Annotated in this window: 16 protein-coding genes; 14 read left to right on the forward strand and 2 right to left on the reverse strand. The window is 75.5% G+C overall.

Annotation, left to right across the window (positions count from 1 at the left end):
• Position 1: 1 nt before the first annotated feature.
• The 5 genes from P9841_RS12410 to P9841_RS12430 all read left to right on the forward strand — a co-directional run bounded on the left by P9841_RS12410 (position 2) and on the right by P9841_RS12430 (position 5691).
• Positions 2 to 1024, forward strand: a complete 1023-nt coding sequence (locus tag P9841_RS12410) for a LacI family DNA-binding transcriptional regulator (protein WP_283318983.1) — start codon at positions 2 to 4, stop codon at positions 1022 to 1024.
• A 101-nt stretch (positions 1025 to 1125) separates the two neighbouring features.
• Positions 1126 to 2514 carry an ABC transporter substrate-binding protein gene (locus tag P9841_RS12415; RefSeq protein ID WP_283318984.1) on the forward strand — a complete coding sequence of 463 codons (1389 nt, stop codon included), beginning with the start codon at positions 1126 to 1128 and terminating at the stop codon, positions 2512 to 2514.
• A gap of 99 nt (positions 2515 to 2613) precedes the next feature.
• Positions 2614 to 3603 (forward strand): carbohydrate ABC transporter permease, encoded by a 990-nt coding sequence (locus P9841_RS12420; RefSeq protein ID WP_283318985.1) that lies wholly within the window; start codon positions 2614 to 2616, stop codon positions 3601 to 3603.
• Positions 3600 to 4577: a carbohydrate ABC transporter permease gene (locus P9841_RS12425; protein WP_283318986.1), complete on the forward strand. Its 978-nt coding sequence runs from the start codon at positions 3600 to 3602 to the stop codon at positions 4575 to 4577. The genes P9841_RS12420 and P9841_RS12425 overlap by 4 nt, the downstream gene beginning before the upstream one ends.
• Before the next feature lie 73 nt (positions 4578 to 4650).
• Positions 4651 to 5691, forward strand: coding sequence for an EamA family transporter (locus tag P9841_RS12430; RefSeq protein WP_283318987.1), 1041 nt, complete (start codon positions 4651 to 4653; stop codon positions 5689 to 5691).
• A gap of 30 nt (positions 5692 to 5721) precedes the next feature.
• Here P9841_RS12430 and P9841_RS12435 read toward each other — a convergent pair whose 3' ends face one another.
• A complete protein-coding gene (locus P9841_RS12435) occupies positions 5722 to 6291 on the reverse strand; it encodes a bacterial proteasome activator family protein (protein WP_283318988.1) in 570 nt (189 codons plus the stop codon).
• Positions 6292 to 6377: 86 nt separating this feature from the next.
• Positions 6378 to 7361, reverse strand: a complete 984-nt coding sequence (locus P9841_RS12440; RefSeq protein ID WP_283318989.1) for an NAD(P)H-quinone oxidoreductase — start codon at positions 7359 to 7361, stop codon at positions 6378 to 6380.
• A gap of 209 nt (positions 7362 to 7570) precedes the next feature.
• On the opposite strand from P9841_RS12440, the gene P9841_RS12445 reads away from it, so the two are divergent.
• The 9 genes from P9841_RS12445 to P9841_RS12485 all read left to right on the forward strand — a co-directional run bounded on the left by P9841_RS12445 (position 7571) and on the right by P9841_RS12485 (position 18095).
• Entirely contained in the window at positions 7571 to 11668 is a 4098-nt protein-coding gene (locus P9841_RS12445; protein ID WP_283318990.1) for a sensor histidine kinase, read from the forward strand.
• A complete protein-coding gene (locus tag P9841_RS12450) occupies positions 11629 to 11958 on the forward strand; it encodes a hypothetical protein (RefSeq protein WP_283318991.1) in 330 nt (109 codons plus the stop codon). Before P9841_RS12445 ends, P9841_RS12450 begins: the two co-directional genes overlap by 40 nt.
• Positions 11959 to 12010: 52 nt before the next feature.
• A complete protein-coding gene (locus P9841_RS12455) occupies positions 12011 to 12460 on the forward strand; it encodes a roadblock/LC7 domain-containing protein (RefSeq protein ID WP_222170662.1) in 450 nt (149 codons plus the stop codon).
• A 7-nt stretch (positions 12461 to 12467) separates the two neighbouring features.
• A complete protein-coding gene (locus tag P9841_RS12460) occupies positions 12468 to 12842 on the forward strand; it encodes a DUF742 domain-containing protein (RefSeq protein WP_283318992.1) in 375 nt (124 codons plus the stop codon).
• Positions 12823 to 13464, forward strand: coding sequence for a GTP-binding protein (locus P9841_RS12465; protein WP_255595830.1), 642 nt, complete (start codon positions 12823 to 12825; stop codon positions 13462 to 13464). Before P9841_RS12460 ends, P9841_RS12465 begins: the two co-directional genes overlap by 20 nt.
• A 54-nt stretch (positions 13465 to 13518) precedes the next feature.
• Entirely contained in the window at positions 13519 to 13926 is a 408-nt protein-coding gene (locus tag P9841_RS12470; protein ID WP_283318993.1) for a PIN domain-containing protein, read from the forward strand.
• 55 nt (positions 13927 to 13981) lie between these two features.
• Positions 13982 to 14776 (forward strand): SDR family NAD(P)-dependent oxidoreductase, encoded by a 795-nt coding sequence (locus tag P9841_RS12475; protein ID WP_283318994.1) that lies wholly within the window; start codon positions 13982 to 13984, stop codon positions 14774 to 14776.
• Positions 14777 to 14940: 164 nt separating this feature from the next.
• Entirely contained in the window at positions 14941 to 15966 is a 1026-nt protein-coding gene (locus tag P9841_RS12480; protein ID WP_283318995.1) for a LacI family DNA-binding transcriptional regulator, read from the forward strand.
• Between the two features lie 80 nt (positions 15967 to 16046).
• Positions 16047 to 18095, forward strand: a complete 2049-nt coding sequence (locus P9841_RS12485) for a beta-galactosidase (protein WP_283318996.1) — start codon at positions 16047 to 16049, stop codon at positions 18093 to 18095.
• Positions 18096 to 18097 lie beyond the last annotated feature (2 nt).

Below are 18097 nucleotides of genomic sequence, written 5' to 3' on the forward strand. Positions count from 1 at the left end.
CATGGCGCACGGCATCGTCGACGTGGCCCGGGCAGCCGGGGTGTCCACCGCGACCGTGTCGCGCGCCCTGCGGGGCCTGCCGAACGTCACCGCCGCCACGCGCGAGCGGGTCCGCCGGGCCGCCGACGAGCTCGGCTACGTGCCGTCGCCGTCGGCCTCGTCGCTCGCGTCGGGCCGCACCCGCACCATCGGCCTGATCACGCCCTGGGTCGCGCACTGGTTCTTCGCCCACGTCATCGAGGGCGCGGAGCGGGCGCTGCGGGTCGAGGACTTCGACGCCCTGCTGTACACGTTCGAGCTGAGCCGCGACGTGCGGCGGCTGCGCGTTGACCCGGACGTGCTGCGGCGGCGGGTGGACGGGGTGCTCGTGGTCGGCCTGCCCCTCGAGGCCGAGGAGGTCGCGGCGCTCGAGGGCCTCGGCTACCCGCTGGTGTTCGTGGGCGCGGGCGCGCCGGGCCGCGTCACGGTCGGGCTGGACGACGTGGCGACCGCGCGCACGGCGGTCGCGCACCTGGCGGACCTCGGGCACCGGACGATCGCGCACCTGTCGGGCGAGCCCGACGACTGCCTGCCCTGGTCCCCGGCGGTGCGGCGCGCGGCCGGCTGGCGCGCCGAGATGGCCGCCCGCGGCCTCCCGGTCGAGGGGCTGGAGGTGCACGGGCACTTCGACGTGGCGGGCGGGCGGGCGTCGATGCACGCCCTGCTCGACCGCCGCCCGGACGTCACGGCGGTGTTCGCGGCGTCGGACGAGATGGCGATGGGCGCGATCCTCGCGCTGCGCGACCGGGGCCTGCGGGTGCCCGGCGACGTGTCGGTGGTCGGGGTCGACGGGCACGAGATGGCCGAGCACCTCGACCTGACGACGATGGCGCAGAACGCGCACGACCAGGGCGTCACCGCGGCCTCGATGCTGCTCGAGATGATCACCGGCGCGCCGGTGCCGCGGGAGGTGCTGTTCCCGACGACGCTGGTGGAGCGCGGGTCCACCGCCCGGGTGCGTGACCAAATCGTGACCGGTCCGTAGCCCGGAACCGGTTGTGCGCCAGCCATGTAAACGCTTGCATAGGGGGCACGGACCGGGCGTACCCGCCGCGGTCGGCAACCACGACGAGGTGGAGGCACAGCATGACCAGGATTCGTCGACGCCGGGCAGGCGTCGTCGTCGCCGGCGGGCTCGGGTTCGCGCTCGCGCTGACGGCATGTTCCGGGGGTGACTCGGGCGACGAGAGCACGGGGGGCGGCGGCGGGGACACCGGCGCGTCGTCCGAGATCGACTGCTCCGCCTACGACGAGTTCGGCGACCTCGACGGCACCACGGTGACCGTCTACACGTCGATCGTCGAGCCCGAGCAGAAGACCCAGGAGGACTCGTACACCCCGTTCGAGGAGTGCACCGGCGTCACGGTGGAGTACGAGGGCTCCCGCGAGTTCGAGGCCCAGCTGCTCGTCCGCATCCAGGCCGGCAACGCCCCGGACATCGCGTACCTGCCGCAGCCCGGCCTGCTGAAGACGATCGTCCAGGACTTCCCGGACGCGATCGTCCCGGCGCCCGACGCGACCGCGGCCAACGTGGACGAGTTCTTCTCCGAGTCGTGGAAGGACTACGGGTCGGTCGACGGCACGTTCTACGCCGCCCCGCTCGGCGCCAACGCGAAGTCGTTCGTCTGGTACTCGCCGGCGATGTTCGAGGACGCCGGGTACGACATCCCGGAGACCTGGGACGACATGATGGACCTGTCCCAGCAGATCGTCGACGACGGCGCCATGCCGTGGTGCGCGGGCGTGGAGTCCGGCGACGCCACCGGCTGGCCGGGCACCGACTGGGTCGAGGACGTCATGCTCCGCACCGCGGGCCCCGACGTCTACGACCAGTGGTACACCCACGAGATCCCGTTCAACGACCCGCAGGTCAACGAGGCCTTCGACACGGTCGGCGAGATCCTCAAGAACCCAGACTACGTGAACGCGGGCCTCGGCGGCGTGGACTCCATCGCCACCACCCCGTGGACGGACGCGGGCTTCCCGATCCTCGACGGCACCTGCTGGATGCACCGCGCGGCGAACTTCTACGCCACGCAGTGGCCGGAGGGCACCGAGGTCGCGCCGGACGGTGACGTCTACGCGTTCTACCTGCCGACCAACCAGACCGACATCAAGCCGGTGCTCGGCGGCGGCGAGTTCGTGGCGGCCTTCAACGACCGTCCCGAGGTCCAGGCGTTCCAGACCTACCTGTCCTCCGCGGACTGGGCCAACGCCAAGGCCAAGGCCACCCCGATGGGCGGCTGGGTCAGCGCGAACAACGGGCTCGACACCGAGAACCTCGCCACCGACTTCGACAAGCTGTCGGCCGAGATCCTCTCCGACCCCGACGCCGTCATCCGGTTCGACGCGTCCGACCTGATGCCCGGCGAGGTCGGTGCCGGCACCTTCTGGACCGGCATCGTCAACTGGCTGACGGGCTCCTCCACCGAGGAGGTCACGGACGCGATCGAGGCCTCCTGGCCGTCGTCCTGACCTGCACGGTCGACATCACCTGATCGGCAAGCGGCCTGCTCGGCCGGCCGGGGGTACGCCCCCGCCGGCCGGGCAGGCCGACGTGGCTCGGAGGGGCACATGGACTGGCTGACGCAAGCATCGACGCCTGGCGAGAAGTTCGCCCTCATGGGGTTCGCCATCGTCCTGTTCGTCGTCGTGATGGGGGCGATCCTCTTCCTGGTGGACCGCCCCAAGAGGATCCCGCGCTGGGTGGTGGCCACGGCGTTCGCAGGCCCGGCGCTGCTGCTGCTGGCCTTCGGGCTGGTGCGGCCGGCGCTCATCACGTTCTGGAACTCGTTCTTCGACAAGCGCGGCAACGAGTTCATCGGGCTCGACAACTACCAGCGCGCCCTGACCGAGGGGCAGTTCCAGAGCGTCCTGGTCAACACCGCGATGTGGGTGGTCCTGGTGCCGCTGCTGTCCACCGGCATCGGCCTGGTGTACGCGGTGCTGGTGGACCGGACGCGGTTCGAGAAGCTCGCCAAGGCGCTCGTGTTCGTGCCGATGGCGATCTCGATGGTGGGCGCGTCGATCATCTGGAAGTTCGTCTACGAGTTCAAGCCGAACCAGCCCGGGGTCAAGCAGACGGGTCTGCTCAACCAGGTGCTGGTGTGGATCGGCCTCGAACCCCAGCAGTTCCTCATCAACTCGCCGTGGAACACCATGTTCCTCATCGTCGTGATGGTGTGGATCCAGACCGGTTTCGCGATGACCGTGCTCTCCGCGGCCATCAAGGCGATCCCGGACGACATCGTCGAGGCCGCGCGCCTCGACGGGCTCGGCGGCATGCGGATGTTCCGCTACATCACGGTGCCGTCCATCCGACCCGCGATGGTCGTCGTGCTGACCACCATCGCCATCGGCACGCTCAAGGTCTTCGACATCGTCCGCACCATGACCGGCGGGCAGTTCAACACGCAGGTCATCGCGAACGAGTTCTACACGCAGTCCTTCCGGCAGAACAACCAGGGCCTGGGTGCCGCGCTCGCGGTGATCCTGTTCATCCTGGTGATCCCGATCGTGATCTACAACGTGCGGCAGCTGCGGAAGGCGGAGGAGATCCGATGACGTCCACACCCCCGCCCCCCGTGGTCCCGACGGCCGCCGCGCTCGACGAGGCGGCCTCCGGGACCGGCTCGACGTCCGTCGGCGCGCGCCGGCTCAGCCGCCTCGAGCGCCGGGCCATCGCCACCAAGGGCAAGCTGTCGTCCCCCTGGGCCTCGTTCGCGGCGATCCTCATCGCGATCCTGTGGACGATCCCCTCGATCGGCCTGCTCGTCACGTCGTTCCGGCCCGAGCTCGACATCCGCCGCTCCGGCTGGTGGACGGTGTTCGGCGGGCTGTTCAGCGGCGAGTCCGAGTTCACGCTCGACAACTACGACCAGGCGCTGTTCGGCTCCGGCGCGAACCTGGCGACGTACTTCGTCAACTCGTTCGTCATCACGATCCCCGCGGTGGTCATCCCGATCACCATCGCGCTGCTCGCGGCGTACGCGTTCGCGTGGATCGACTTCAAGGGCCGCGAGTTCCTGTTCGTCGCCGTCTTCGCGCTCCAGATCGTCCCGCTCCAGGTGGCGCTGGTGCCGCTGCTGCGGGACTACGTGAGCGTCGGCGTCGAGGGGTCGTTCTGGACGGTGTGGCTGTCGCACTCGATCTTCGCGCTGCCCCTGGCGATCTTCCTGCTCCACAACTTCATGAAGGAGATCCCGTCGTCGCTCGTCGAGGCGGCGCGGGTCGACGGCGCGGGCCACGTGAAGATCTTCTTCCGGGTGCTCCTGCCGCTCCTGGTGCCGGCCATCGCGGCGTTCGGCATCTTCCAGTTCCTGTGGGTGTGGAACGACCTGCTGGTCGGTCTGACGTTCGCCAACCCGACGTCGCGGCCGCTGACCGTGGCGGTCGCCGAGATGGCGGGCACCCGCGGCGGCGACTGGCACGTGCTCACGGCCGGCGCGTTCATCTCGATGGTCGTGCCGCTGATCGTGTTCATCTCGCTGCAGCGGTACTTCGTGCGCGGCCTGCTCGCGGGGTCCGTGAAGGGCTGACCGGCCGACGCCCCGGTGCGCACGTGGCACCGGGGCGTCGTGCTGCCCGCGCGGTGCGTAGAGTGCGACGTCGATGCGCGCGACGACGGAGGGGACGCCCTCGGCACCCGGGGAGCCGGCCGCGCCGGGGTCGCGGGCGGACGGCGGACCGGGCGGTGGCGCCGGCGCGGGCGGTGGTGGCGGCGGGGCGCTCGCGCGGGTCCCGGCGCCCGCGCTGTTCCTCGTCTCCGGCCTCGCGCAGTACGGCGGCGCCGCCCTGGCGGTGGCGCTGTTCGCCGTCGTCCCGTCCCCGACGGTGGCGTGGCTGCGGATCGCGGTCGCGGCGCTCGTGCTGCTCGCGTGGCGCCGGCCGTGGCGCGCCCGCTGGACCCGCGGGGACCTCGGTGCGGCCGCGCTGTTCGGGGTGGTGCTCGCGGCCATGAACGTGACGTTCTACGTGGCGATCGACGTGCTGCCGCTGGGCACCGCCGTGGCGATCGAGTTCATCGGCCCGGTCGCGGTCGCGGCCGTCACCGGGCGGACGTGGCGGGAGCGGCTCGGCATCGTCGTGGCCGCGGCCGGTGTCGTGGCGCTCGCCGGCGTGGAGCTGCGCGGCGGCGGGGAGGACAGCCTGCGCGGGCTCGTCGCCATCGGCCTGGCCGCGGCGTGCTGGGCCGGGTACATCCTGCTCGGGCGGCGCGTGGCGCAGGGCAGTGCGCGCCGGCGGCGGTCCCTGGCGGACGGGGACGCCGGCACCGCGCCCGCGCGGCCCGACGGGATCACCTCGCTGGCCGTCGGCATGACCACGGGTGCGCTGGTCGGCGCCCCGTTCCTCGCCGCACCGGCGGCGCCCGTCCTGCACGACGCGCGCCTCGCGCTCGCGGTGCTCGGGATCGCGGTGCTGTCGTCCGTCGTGCCCTACGCGATCGAGCAGGTGGTGCTGCGCCGGGTCACCGCCGCGACGTTCGCGGTCCTGCTGGCGATGCTGCCGGCGACGGCGGCCGTGGTCGGGGCGGTCGCGCTGCGGCAGTGGCCGCACGGGTGGGAGGTCGTCGGGCTGGCGTGCGTGTCGGTCGCGATCGTGCTCACCGCGCGCAGGCGCGCCCCGGAGCCCGGACCGGCCGACGCCGCGTGACCGACCGAGGCCGCCCGACCGGCGGGGGCGTCAGAGGTACTGCCCGGGTCCCTGCTCGCCCGGGCCCGCGGCGGCGCCGGGCGCACCCGGCACCCCCGTGCCATGACCCCCGGGCAGGGCGCGGCGCATCTGCGTGAGCTGCGCCTGCGCGGCCATCTGCTGGGCGACCAGCGCCGTCTGGATGCCGTGGAACAGGCCCTCGAGCCAGCCCACGAGCTGCGCCTGCGCGATCCGCAGCTCCGCGTCGCTCGGGGTCTGCTCGTCGGCGAACGGCAGCGTGATGCGGTGCAGCTCGTCGATGAGCTCGGGGGACAGGCCGTCCTCCAGCTCGTGCAGGGACCGCTCGTGCACCTCGGCGAGGCGCGCGCGGGCCGCCTCGTCGAGCGGGGCGCTGCGCACCTCCTCGAGCAGCTGCTTGATCATCGTGCCGATCCGCATCACCTTCGCGGGCTCGCCGACGACGGCGGCCGGGTCCTCGGCGGCGTCCTGCGGCGCGCCGGACGGGCCGTCGGGCGCGCCGGGTGCCCGCTCCGTGCCGGGGTCGTCGCCGCCGAGCACGACGATGCGCGGGTTCCGGCCGGGGGTGCTGGGCTCGCTCATGCCACCATCCTCTCGCGCGCGGCCCGGAGCGGCACCTGCCCCGGCCCGCTCGGGCGGGCCGGGGCCGGACGCGACGGCCCGGGGCGTCAGGTCGTGAGCACGACCTTGCCGAAGACCTCGCCCGAGTCGAGCAGCCGGTGCGCGTCCCCGGCCCGCTCCAGCGGCAGCCGGGCGTGGACCACCGGCCGGAGCCGGCCGTCCGCGAGCAGGGGCCAGGCGTGCGCGCGGACGTCCGCGACGATCCGGGTCCGCTCGGCGAGCGGGCGGGACCGCAGCGTCGTGCCGATGACGCTGGCCCGCCGGGCGAGGAGCAGCCCCAGGTCGATCTCCCCGCGCGTCCCGCGCTGCGTGCCGATGACGACCAGGCGCCCGCCCGTCGCGAGCGCCGCGAGGTTCGTCGCGAGGCCGCCGGCGCCGAGCACGTCCAGCACGACGTCCGCGCCGTGGCCGTCCGTGGCCTCCCGGACCGCGGCGGCGACGTCGGCGGTGCGGTGGTCGACGACCGTGCGGGCGCCGAGCTCCCGGCAGCGGGCCGCGCGCCCGGGCCCGCCCGCCGTGGCCACGACGTGCGCCCCGAGCGCCGCCCCGAGCTGGACCGCCACCGACCCGACGCCCCCGGAGCCGCCCTGCACCAGCAGCGTGTCGCCGGCGCGCAGCCGCCCCGCGTCCACGAGGTTCGACCAGGCGGTGCACACCGCCTCCGGCAGCCCGGCGGCGTCGACGAGGTCGATCCCGTCCGGCACGGGCAGCAGCAGGCCGGCGTTCACCGCCGCGGCCGTGGCGTACCCGCCACCGGGCAGCAGGGCGGCGACCCGGGCGCCGAGCGGCCAGGCGGCGGCGTCGACGCCCGGGCCGTGACCGGCGACCTCGCCGGAGATCTCGAGCCCCGGCCAGTCGGGCGCGCCGGCGGGCGGCGGGTAGTGCCCCTGCCGCTGCAGGACGTCCGCGCGGTTCACGCCCGCGGCGGCGGTGCGGACCAGCACCTCGCCCGGGCCGGGCACCGGGTCGGGGCGGTCCGCGACCGCGAGCTGCTCCGGACCACCCGGACGGACGACCTCGACGACGCGCACCCGCCCAGGCTACGCACGGGCCGGGTGACCGCCGCGGTCGGCGGCACCGGTCACCCGTCCGGACGACCCGGGCACGCCTCCCGAGCCCCCGGCCGGGAAGAATCCACGCGGAGCGCTCATGTCCGGGCCCCGGCGCGCCGATGCATGTCGGACGGGGGGCGCCGCCACGGGCCCCCGCGGGCGACCAGGGACTCGGGAGGCAGGTCGACATGCTGCGCAGGCTCGGCATCCGCGCCAAGGTGCTGGCGGTCCTCGCGGTGCCCGTGCTCGTCCTGCTGCTCGCCGCGGGGTACATCGCCGCGCAGTCCGTCGACGAGGCCCGCACCGCGGCGACCGTCCGCGACATCGTGGCCACCCTGCCGCAGTACTCCCGCGCGGCCCAGGCGCTGCAGCAGGAGCGCACCCTGTCCGTGCAGGAGGCCAGCGACAGCGCGCTCGGCGGCAACCTCACCGTGTCGCGCTCCGCGACGGACGACGCGATCGCGGCCCTGGGCGTCGCGCTGCGGTCGGTCGACCTGTCGGCGCTGGACGCCCGCGTGGCCGACGCGGTGACGAACGCCAGCAACCAGCACACCCGCCTCATCGAGATCCGCGACCGCGTGGACGCCGGCTCCATCCCGCCGTCGCTGGTCGACAGCAACTACACCGACATCGTCCGGGCGGACAACCAGGTGCCCGTCACGGTGGCGGAGACGCTCTCCGAGCGGTCCCTGGCGAGCCGCATGTCGGCGTTCGGCGCGGTCGCCGACACGATCGAGCAGGTGCTGCGCGCCCAGCCGGTCGCCGCCGACGTGATCGCGACCGACGGCGCCGACGGCGCACAGGTGCGCGAGCTCGCCTCCCTGTTCGCCGTGCAGGACCAGGCGCGCGACGAGGCGCGGTCGATCACGAACACCCTGCGCCTGCCCGGCCTGCAGCTCGCCTCGCGCGACGCCGACCTCACGGCGATGCAGCTCGCCCTGGAGTCCGGCAACCCCGAGACGATCGCCGAGGTCGACCCCACCCGGTGGAACTCGCTGGTGAACGCCGAGCTCGCGGTGCTGCGCCCCGTGGCGTCGGACGTGCTGGCCGCCGCGGGCGACCGCGCCGACACCATCGCGACGCAGGCCCAGGAGCAGGCCCTCATCACCGGCGGCGTCGCGGCCGTCGCGGCGGCGCTGTCCATCCTCATCGCGCTCGTCGTCTCCCGCGGCATCGTCGTCCCGCTGCGGCGCCTCACCGTCGCGGCCGGTCAGGTCCGCGAGGAGCTGCCGCGCCTCGTCGAGCAGGTGGCGGTGCCCGGTGAGACCCCCGACCTGACGCTGGCGAACCTGCCCGTGGAGTCGCGGGACGAGGTCGGGCGGCTCGCGCAGGCCTTCAACGACGTCAACGCCACCACCATCGAGGTCGCCCGCGAGCAGGCGGCGCTGCGCGGGTCGATCGCGGAGATGTTCGTCAACGTCGCCCGCCGCGACCAGGTGCTGCTCGGTCGCCAGCTCGCGTTCATCGACTCCCTCGAGCGCTCGGAGGAGGACCCGGCGACGCTGGCGAACCTGTTCCGGCTCGACCACCTCGCCACCCGCATGCGCCGCAACGCCGAGTCGCTGCTCGTGCTCGCCGGCATCGACTCCGGCCGCCGCCTGCGCGAGGCGATGCCGCTGTCGGACGTGGTCCGCACCGCGTCGTCCGAGATCGAGCAGTACGACCGCGTGCAGCTCGACCTCGGCGCCGACCCCCTGATGCACGGCTTCAACGCCCTGGCCGCCGCGCACCTGCTCGCGGAGCTGCTCGAGAACGCCACCCTGTTCTCGGAGCCCGGCACGCCGGTGCAGGTCGCCACGGCCGTCGAGGACGACCACGTGGTGGTGCGCATCGCCGACCAGGGCCTCGGCATGGCCCCCGACGAGCTGTCCGCGGCGAACGCCACCATCCGGTCGACGTCGCCCACCGAGGCGCTCGGCGCCCAGCGGCTCGGCCTGTACGTGGTCGCCCGGCTGTCGCAGCGCCTCGGCGCGCGCGTCCGGCTGGAGCGGGCCCGGTCGACCGCGTCGTCCGGCACCCTCGCCGTCGTCGAGTTCCCCGTCGCGCTGTTCACGGCCCACGACCCGGCGCTCGCCGGCGGGCTCGCCGGGCCGCAGCGCGCCTCCGGCCCCGGGACGGGCGCGCTGCCCGCCGCCGAACCGCCCGTCGCCGTGCCCGTCGACCTCGCCGCGCTGACGGACGGCGCCACGCCGACGGGACTGCCGCGCCGCCGCACGCCCGGGGCGTCGCCCGACGGGGCGCCGGCCGAGCAGGACGTGGTGCTGCCCGCGCCCGCCGAGGCGACCCTGTCCCCCGAGGTGGCCGCCGAGGCGGGCGGCTGGACGCCGATGGTCGCACCGGGCGGGGGGCCGGCCGCGCTCCCCAGCCGCGGTGCGGCGCTGCCGACCCGCGGCCCCGCGGGGGCCACCGAGACCCCCGGCGCCGGCGAGGACCCGACGGCCGCGGAGCGGACGCCCGCGGCCCCGCGCGGCGGCCTGTTCGCCGGCTTCCGCGGACGCGACGCGCTCGCCGCCGGCGGTGCGCCGGTCGCCGCCGGTCCCGGCCCGGACGGACCCCTGCCCGGCGCGACCGCGGCGCCCGCCGAGGAGCCGTCCCTCCGGGAGGCCCCGGTCCCCGGGTGGCTCACGGACGTGCCGGAGGGCGACGGTGCGGCGTCCGCGTGGCCGCTGCCCGACACCCCCGCGGTGGCGGACGAGCCCGCTGCCGCCGCCCCCCCGGAGCCGGAGCCGCTCGTGGTCCCCGGCCTCGTGCCCGACGACCCCGCGCTCGAGTCGCAGGTCTGGGCCGGGACGGCGTTCGCGCCGCCGGACCCGTCGCGCTGGTCCGACGAGACGCAGGTCCTCCCGCCGCAGGGCACCACCCCCGCGACGACGCCGGCCCGGGACGACGTGCCCGGCGCCGCGTGGGCGTCGGGCGAGGGCGACGTGCCCGGCGCCGCGTGGGACGTCGAGACCGCCTGGCGGTCGGGGGAGCCCGGGGACGCCGTGGCCCCCGGAGCGGGTCCCGGCGTGCCGGGGCCGGTCGCGCCGGAGCCGTTCCCGCCGACCACGCCGGACCCGGTGGCGTCGGACGCGGTCGCGCCGGACGCGGTCGCGCCGGACGCGGTCGCGCCGAGCCCGTTCGCGCCGAGCCCGTTCGCGCCGGTTGCCCTCCCGCCGGGCGAGCCCGCGGTGGACGGCGCGGTGCCGGGTGCGTTCCTGCCGGGTGCGTTCGTCCCGGACGGCGGCGCCCCTGCGGCCGGGCCGGTGCCCGCCGCCGAGCCGCCCGCCGAGCCGCCCGCCGCGCCGCCTGCCCTCCCCGACTTCGCGGAGCTCGTGCGCGGCGACGACCCGGCCCCGCCCGCCGAGCGGCCGCGCCGGCAGCGCGCCCGGCGCTCGTTCTTCTCGCTGCGCCGCCGGCGGGAGGCACCCCCGCCGCCCCGGCCGCGCCCGCTGCTGCCGCGCCCGCCCCTGCCGCGTCCCCGGCCGTGCCGGCGCCGGCAGCGCCGGCGCTCTCCGCACCGGCCGCGTCCCCGGCGGCCCTCGCCCGGCGGTCCGCCCGCGGCGCGCACGCCGCCCCGGAGCCCACCGCCCCGGAGCCCACCGCCGCGCAGCTCCCCGCCCCGCAGCTCCCGGCACCGCACCCCCCGGCACCGCAGCCCGGCGACCCCACGGGGGCCGCGCCCGGCGCAGCACCCGCCCCGGGTGGCGCCGCGTGGCTGCCCGCCGCGGGCTGGCACCCGCTCGACACGCCGGCCCCGGACGCCGCGGCGCCCGTCGGTGCGTTCCCCGTCGACCCGTTCCTCGCCCCGCCGGCGCCCGTCGCCGACGGGCACGACGCGGTGCTGCCCGCCCCGGGGGTGCCCGAGCCGTTCGCCCCGGCCGGGCCCGTGCCGGCGCCCGACCTGTCCGCCGGCTCCGCCGACCTCGTCCCGCCGCTGTCCGCCCTGGCGCCCGCCGTGGCGCAGTCCGACGCCGACGGCGAGGCCGCGTGGTCGGTCGCCCCCCCGGCCGACGACGCCGGACCGCTCCGGCGCCGGACTCCCGGCGCGGTCCCGCCGCCCGCCCCCGAGCCGGCCGCGGCACCCGCCGGCGAGCGCCGCCCGCCGCGGGACATCAGCACCTGGGCGTCGGCCTGGTCGCCGCAGGGCCCGGGCGGCCCGCAGGCCACGTCCTGGCCGGCCCCCGCGCAGGCGACGGCGTCCGAGCCGGCTGCCGGCGCCGAGGGCGCCCGCCAGCCGGGCGGCATGGACCCGGAGGCCGCCGCGATGCTCGCCCTGCGAGCCGACATCCAGGAGCAGGCGTTGAGCGAGCTGAGCCAGCTGTCCGCGTACCGGCCGAAGATCGACGCGCGGCCGGCCGCGGAGTCGCTGACGCGCCGCGTGCCGACCTCGATCCCGGCAGCCCCCGAGCTGTCCGCGCCCGAGCCGGGCCGGGCGGCCGCGCGGGACGCCGACGGGCTGCGTGACCGCCTGTCGAGCTTCCAGTCCGGGACCCGCCGGGGCCGTCGTGCCCTCGCGGCTCCTGACGCGGACGGCGAGCCGTCGCCGTCCGCCGCCACCGACCAGCAGCCCGTCCCGCCGTCGCCGTCATGGTGACACCCGTTCCCGCAGCCGCACACCGCGGGCCTGCACCACGTCAGGAGGATGCGTGACCACCCTCAGCACCGAGGCCGCCAACTTCGGCTGGCTGCTGGACAACTTCGTCCGGACCGTGCCCGGCACCCAGCACACGCTCGTGGTGTCGGCGGACGGCCTGCTCATGGCGATGTCCGAGCAGCTCGACCGCACCAGCGGCGACCAGCTCGCCGCGATCGTCGCCGGCATGTCCAGCCTGACCCGCGGCGCCGCCCGCCAGCTCCGCGCCGGGGACGTCCGGCAGGCCATCGTCGAGATGGACAACCTGTTCCTGTTCCTCATGAGCGTCTCGAACGGCTCCGTGCTCGCCGTCGTGGCGGACGCCACGTGCGACGTCGGCCTGATCGGGTACGAGATGGCCATGCTCGTGTCGCGCACCGAGGCGACGCTCACGCCGCAGCTCATCTCCGAGATGCGCGGCAGCCTGCCCGTCGACGGCGCGACCCGCGCTCCGACCGTGTGAGCGCCGGATGAGCGAGAGCGAGTTCGAGACCCGGACGGTGCGCCCGTACGCCCTCACCGGCGGCCGGGTGCGCTCCGACCGGTCCGACTACCCCCTCGAGGCGCTGGTCGAGCTGCTCCCCGACGGGGTGGCCGGGCAGGGCCTGACGCCGGAGAAGCGCGCGATCCTCCAGCACGCCTCCCACGGCTACATCTCGGTCGCGGAGCTGTCCGCGCTGCTGCACCTGCCGATCGGCGTGATCCGCGTGGTGGTGTCCGACCTGGTCGACGCCGGCTACGTCCGTGTCCACGCCTCCGACCCGGTCGAGGTCCGCACCGGGCAGTCGCCCGCCCTGTCCCTCAGCGTCCTGGAGAGTGTTCTCAATGGCATTTCCGCCCTCTGACGCCGCCCCGGCGCTGTCGTCCACGGTGCCGACCGCCCGGCAGGCCGGTGCCGCCGGCACGCTCGGGGCCGCGCCCACCGTCGTGAAGATCGTCGTGGCCGGCGGGTTCGCGGTCGGCAAGACCACGTTCATCGGGTCCATCTCGGACATCGAGCCGCTCAACACCGAGGCCGCGATGACCGAGCACTCCGTCGGCGTGGACGACGCCGGAGGCGTGTCCGACCGCAAGACGTCGACGACCGTGGCCATGGACTTCGGCCGCATCGCCCTGCCCGGGTCGCTCTGGCTGTACCTGTTCGGCACGCCCGGGCAGGACCGGTTCCTGTTCATGTGGGACGACCTGGTGCGGGGTGCGATCGGCGCCGTCGTGCTGGTCGACACGGACCGGCTCGACCAGTGCTTCCCGGCGGTCGACTACTTCGAGTCCCGCGGCATCCCGTTCGTCGTGGGGGTCAACTGCTTCGACGGCATCGCCAAGCACCGGCTGGAGGACGTCCGCGAGGCGCTCGCCATCCCGGCGCACGTGCCGGTGCTCTACACGGACGCCCGCTCGCGGACGGCCACGAAGCAGACCCTCATCGCCCTGGTGCAGCTCGCGATGGAGCGGCTCCGGGGCGCGTGACGCCGCAGGTCGGGGGCCTCCGCGAGCCCGGCACCGCCCGATAGGGTGCCAGGCGTGCGGGTCTACGCCGACGGGTCGGCGCTCGTCCGCTACCTCCCGGGATCGGAGCACCACGAGGACTGGCTGAGGTGGGCGGACCGGCGCGGGCCCGATCTCCTCGTCACGTCGCTGTCCCTGAGCGAGCTGCGCGCCGCGGTCGCCGAGGCACCGGCGGACGTCCGCGCGCTCGCGCACGACGTCGCCGAGGGCCTCGAGGTGGTCCGGTACCACGACCAGGCGCTCAGGCTGGCCTCGATGACCACGGGCGTCCTGACGCCGTTCGCGGCGCTGCACCTGGGGGTCGCGGCCACCCACCCGGACGTGACCGCGTTCGCGTCGTACGACCGCCGGCTGGTCGCGGTCGCGGCGATCCACGGGCTGGAGATCGTGTCGCCCGGGCTGCCGCCGCAGTGGTGGGTCTGACGACCGCGACCGGCTGCGGGTGCCGGCGGGCGGGCCGAGCGCCTACGGTCGGGGCATGACCACGCTCGACCTGACCGGGCGCACGGCGCTCGTGACCGGATCCACCCAGGGCATCGGCGCGGCGATCGCCGCGGGCCTGGCGCGCGCCGGCGCCCGGGTCGCCGTCAACGGCCGCTCCGGGGCGTCCGTCGCCGCCGCCGTCGACCGCCTCGCCGCCGAGGGCGCCGGGCAGCTCGTCGCCGCGCCCGGGGACGTCACGACGCAGGAGGGGGTCGACGCGGTCCGCGCCGTCGTCCCGCACGTCGACGTCCTGGTCAACAACCTCGGCGTCTTCGAGGCCCGGCCGGCGCTCGAGATCGACGACGACGAGTGGCGCCGGTACTTCGAGGTCAACGTGCTGTCCGCCGTGCGGCTGATCCGCACCTACCTGCCGGGCATGACCGCCGCCGGCTGGGGCCGGGTGCTGAGCATCGCGTCCGACTCCGCCGTCGTGATCCCCGCCGAGATGATCCACTACGGCACGTCGAAGACGGCGCTGCTCGCCGTCACCCGCGGCTTCGCCAAGGAGGCCGCGGGCGCCGGCGTCACCGTCAACTCCGTCATCGCCGGCCCGACCCGCACCGGCGGCGTCGAGGACTTCGTGTACTCCCTGGTGGACCGCGACCTGCCGTGGGACGACGCCCAGCGGGAGTTCATGCGGCGGTACCGGCCGCAGTCGCTGATCCAGCGCCTCATCGAGCCGGAGGAGATCGCGAACCTCGTCGTGTACCTGGCGTCGCCGCTCGCGTCCGCGACCACCGGCGGGGCGCTGCGCGTGGACGGCGGCTACGTCGACGCGATCCTGCCCTGACCGCGTGGCCCTGACCGCCTGACCGCCCGACCGCCTGACCGCCTGACCCCGGCGCCCCCGTCGCAGCGCTCGGACGCCCGGTCGGGCGTCGCCCCGCCCGCCTGACGTGGGCGTTTGTCTCCCGCAGCCCCGGACCCGTACTCTCGTCCCGAAGCGCTTCGAGGATGAGGACAGCAGTGGCCACGATCAGCGACGTCGCCCGGGTCGCCGGGGTGTCGATCAGCACCGTCTCGGCGGCGCTGAGCGGCAAGCGGCACGTGGCCAGCGACACCCGCAGCCGCATCGAGGCCGTGGCCCGCACGATGGGCTACCACCCCAACGCCGGTGCCCGGATGCTCGCGGGGACGCGCGCCCAGATGCTCGCCCTGTCGGCCCCGCTGCACGCCGACACCTCGACCCCCGCGCACATGCGCTTCGTGCTCGCCGTCACGACGGCCGCCCGGGCGCACGGCTACGACACGCTGCTGCTGGTCGAGGACGAGGCGGCGGCCGGCATCGAGCGGGTCAGCGCGAGCGCGCTCGCCGACGGCATCGTCGTCATGGACGTCGACGCGCGCGACCGCCGGGCCGACCAGCTGCGGTCCGGCCGGTACCCCGCGGTGTTCCTCGGCGTCCCGGACGACCCGACGGGCCTGCGGTGCGTCGACCTGGACTTCGCGGCGGCCGCGCGCCTGTGCCTGGACCGGCTGGCCGGCCTGGGGCACCGCGCGGTGGGCCTGGTGGGTCAGCCGGAGGTCACGTACGAGCGCGGGACGAACTACGCGCGGGTCTTCCGTGACGCCTTCGTGGCGCACGCGGCGGCGACCGGGCTGCGGTGCGAGGTCGTGACGCCCGAGCCGGGACGCCTCGGCGCGGACGCCGCGCTGCCCCGGCTGCGCCGGCTCCTGCCGGACGTCAGCGCGGTCGTGCTCAACGCGAGCGAGCTGACGACGCACCGGTTCGTGCGGTCCTGCCTCGAGGCCGGGCTGCGCATCCCGGGCGACCTGTCGCTCGTCGTCGCGGGCGCGAGCTTCGACACCAGCGACGACGACGTCCCGCTGGACACCGTGCCGCTGCCGGCGGCGACCATGGGCGCGCGCGCCGTGCAGCTGCTGGTCGACCGCATCGAGGGGGCGAGCGAGCCGGTCGTCGAGCGGCTCGCCCCGACCTACGTCGAGCGCGGCTCGGTCGCGGCGCCGGACGCCGCCTAGCACCCATGAGCACCACGTCGGGGCGCCGCACGGCGTCGATGCGAAGCGCTTCGGGAACGACGCGCGCAGAGAGGGGAACGGTGACCGAGGACAACGAGCTGGTCTACGGCGGGGACTACAACCCCGACCAGTGGCCGCGGGAGACCTGGGACGAGGACATCCGCCTCATGCGCCAGGCCCACGTGAACCGGGTGACCCTCGGCGTCTTCTCCTGGTCGAGCCTCGAGCCGCGCGAGGGCGAGTACGAGGTCGAGTGGCTCGACACGATCATGGACAAGCTGGCGGACGCCGGCATCGGGGTCGTGCTCGCCACCCCCACCGCGTCACCGCCGCCGTGGTTCTCGCTCGCGCACCCCGAGGCGCTGCCCGTCCGCCCCGACGGCGTGCGCCTGGTGCACGGCAGCCGGGACACCTACAACCCCGCCGCGCCGGCGTACCGCGAGGCCGCCGTGCGGATCACGCGCATGCTCGCCGAGCGGTACGGGCAGCACCCGGCGCTGCGGATGTGGCACCTGCACAACGAGTACGGCACCGTCTCGCACGGGCCGGTGAGCGACGAGGCGTTCCGGGTCTGGCTGCGCGCGCGGTACGGCACGCTCGAGGCGCTGAACGCGGCGTGGTGGACGGCGTTCTGGTCGCAGGGCTACGGCGCCTGGGAGGAGATCCTCACCCCGCGCGCCACGCAGTACCTGCCGAACCCGGCGCACGTGCTCGACTTCAAGCGGTTCTCGGCCGACCTGCTGCGCGACTGCCTGCGCGACCAGGTGGAGGTGGTCCGCGCCGTCACGCCCGACGTGCCGGTCACCACCAACTTCATGCTCCCGTCGTGGCACCACTACGACGAGTGGGACCTCGCCGCCGAGATCGACACGGTGTCGATCGACCACTACCCGGCCGCGCGGGACGTGGAGGGCGAGGTGCACGCCGCGTTCGGCGCGGACCTGGCGCGCTCGTTCAACGGCGGCCGCCCGTGGACGCTCATGGAGCAGGCCACGAGCACGGTCTACGACTACGCGGCCGGCCGCATCTTCGCCAAGGAGCCCGGCCGCCTCGAGCGGAACACGATGCAGTACCTGGCCCGCGGGGCGACCGGCAGCCTGTTCTTCCAGTGGCGCAACGGGCGCGGCGGCGCCGAGATGTTCCACTCGCCGATGGTGCCGCACACCGGGCCCGACTCCCGGGTGTTCCGCGAGATCTGCGACCTCGGCGCCACGCTCGGCCGGCTCGGCGAGCTCGCGGCCCCGCCCGCGGACGGCGGGCCGGTCAACCGGAACCGCGTCGCGTTCGTGTGGGACTCGACGGCCTGGTGGTCCTCCGAGACGCGCGCCATGCCGACAGACGACCTGAGCTTCCTGGACGCCGTGCGGGCCGCCCACCGCGCGCTGTGGTGGGAGGGCATCGGCTGCGACGCCGTCCGCCTGGGCGACGACCTGAGCGCGTACGACGTCGTGCTGGTGCCGAGCAAGCTCGCCGTGAGCGACGACGAGGCGCAGGCGCTGCGCCGCTTCGTCGAGCAGGGCGGCACGGCCGTCGTCTGGTACTTCGCGGGCTCCACCGACGAGCACCTGCGCGTGCGCCAGGGCTCCTTCAGCGGGGCGTTCGCCGACCTGCTGGGCATCCGGGTGGAGGAGCTCCACCCGCTCGCCCCCGGGGAGACCGTCACGCTCGACGACGGGTCCACCGGCGACTGCTGGTCGCAGCTCGTGCAGCTGCGCGGCGCCGAGGCGCTCGCCCACGTGACCGGGGGCGTGCTCGACGGGGTCCCCGCGATCACCCGCCACGACGTCGGCGCCGGTGCGGCGTACCACGTCGGCACCCGCCTGGAGCCGGGGGCCCTGCGCCGGCTGCTGGCCGACGTCGTCGCGCGCGCCGGCGTCACGCGCGACCACCCCGCGGCGGGTGACGGCCTCGAGGTCGTGCGGCGCCACGCCGGACCCGGCACCTACCTCCTCGCCGTCAACCACGACGAGGTCCCGCGTGCGCTCACGGTCGACGGGCACGACCTGATCGCCGACCGTCCCGTCGCCGGCGAGGTCGTCCTCGCCCCCGGCGCGCACCTCGTGCTGCGGGAGACCGCGCGCACGCCCCTCCCAGCCCGGCCGGTCGACCCCGTCCAGCCGACCCCCTGAAA

This window comes from Cellulomonas sp. ES6, assembly GCF_030053835.1.
In the GTDB taxonomy this organism is placed as follows: Bacteria; Actinomycetota; Actinomycetes; order Actinomycetales; family Cellulomonadaceae; genus Cellulomonas.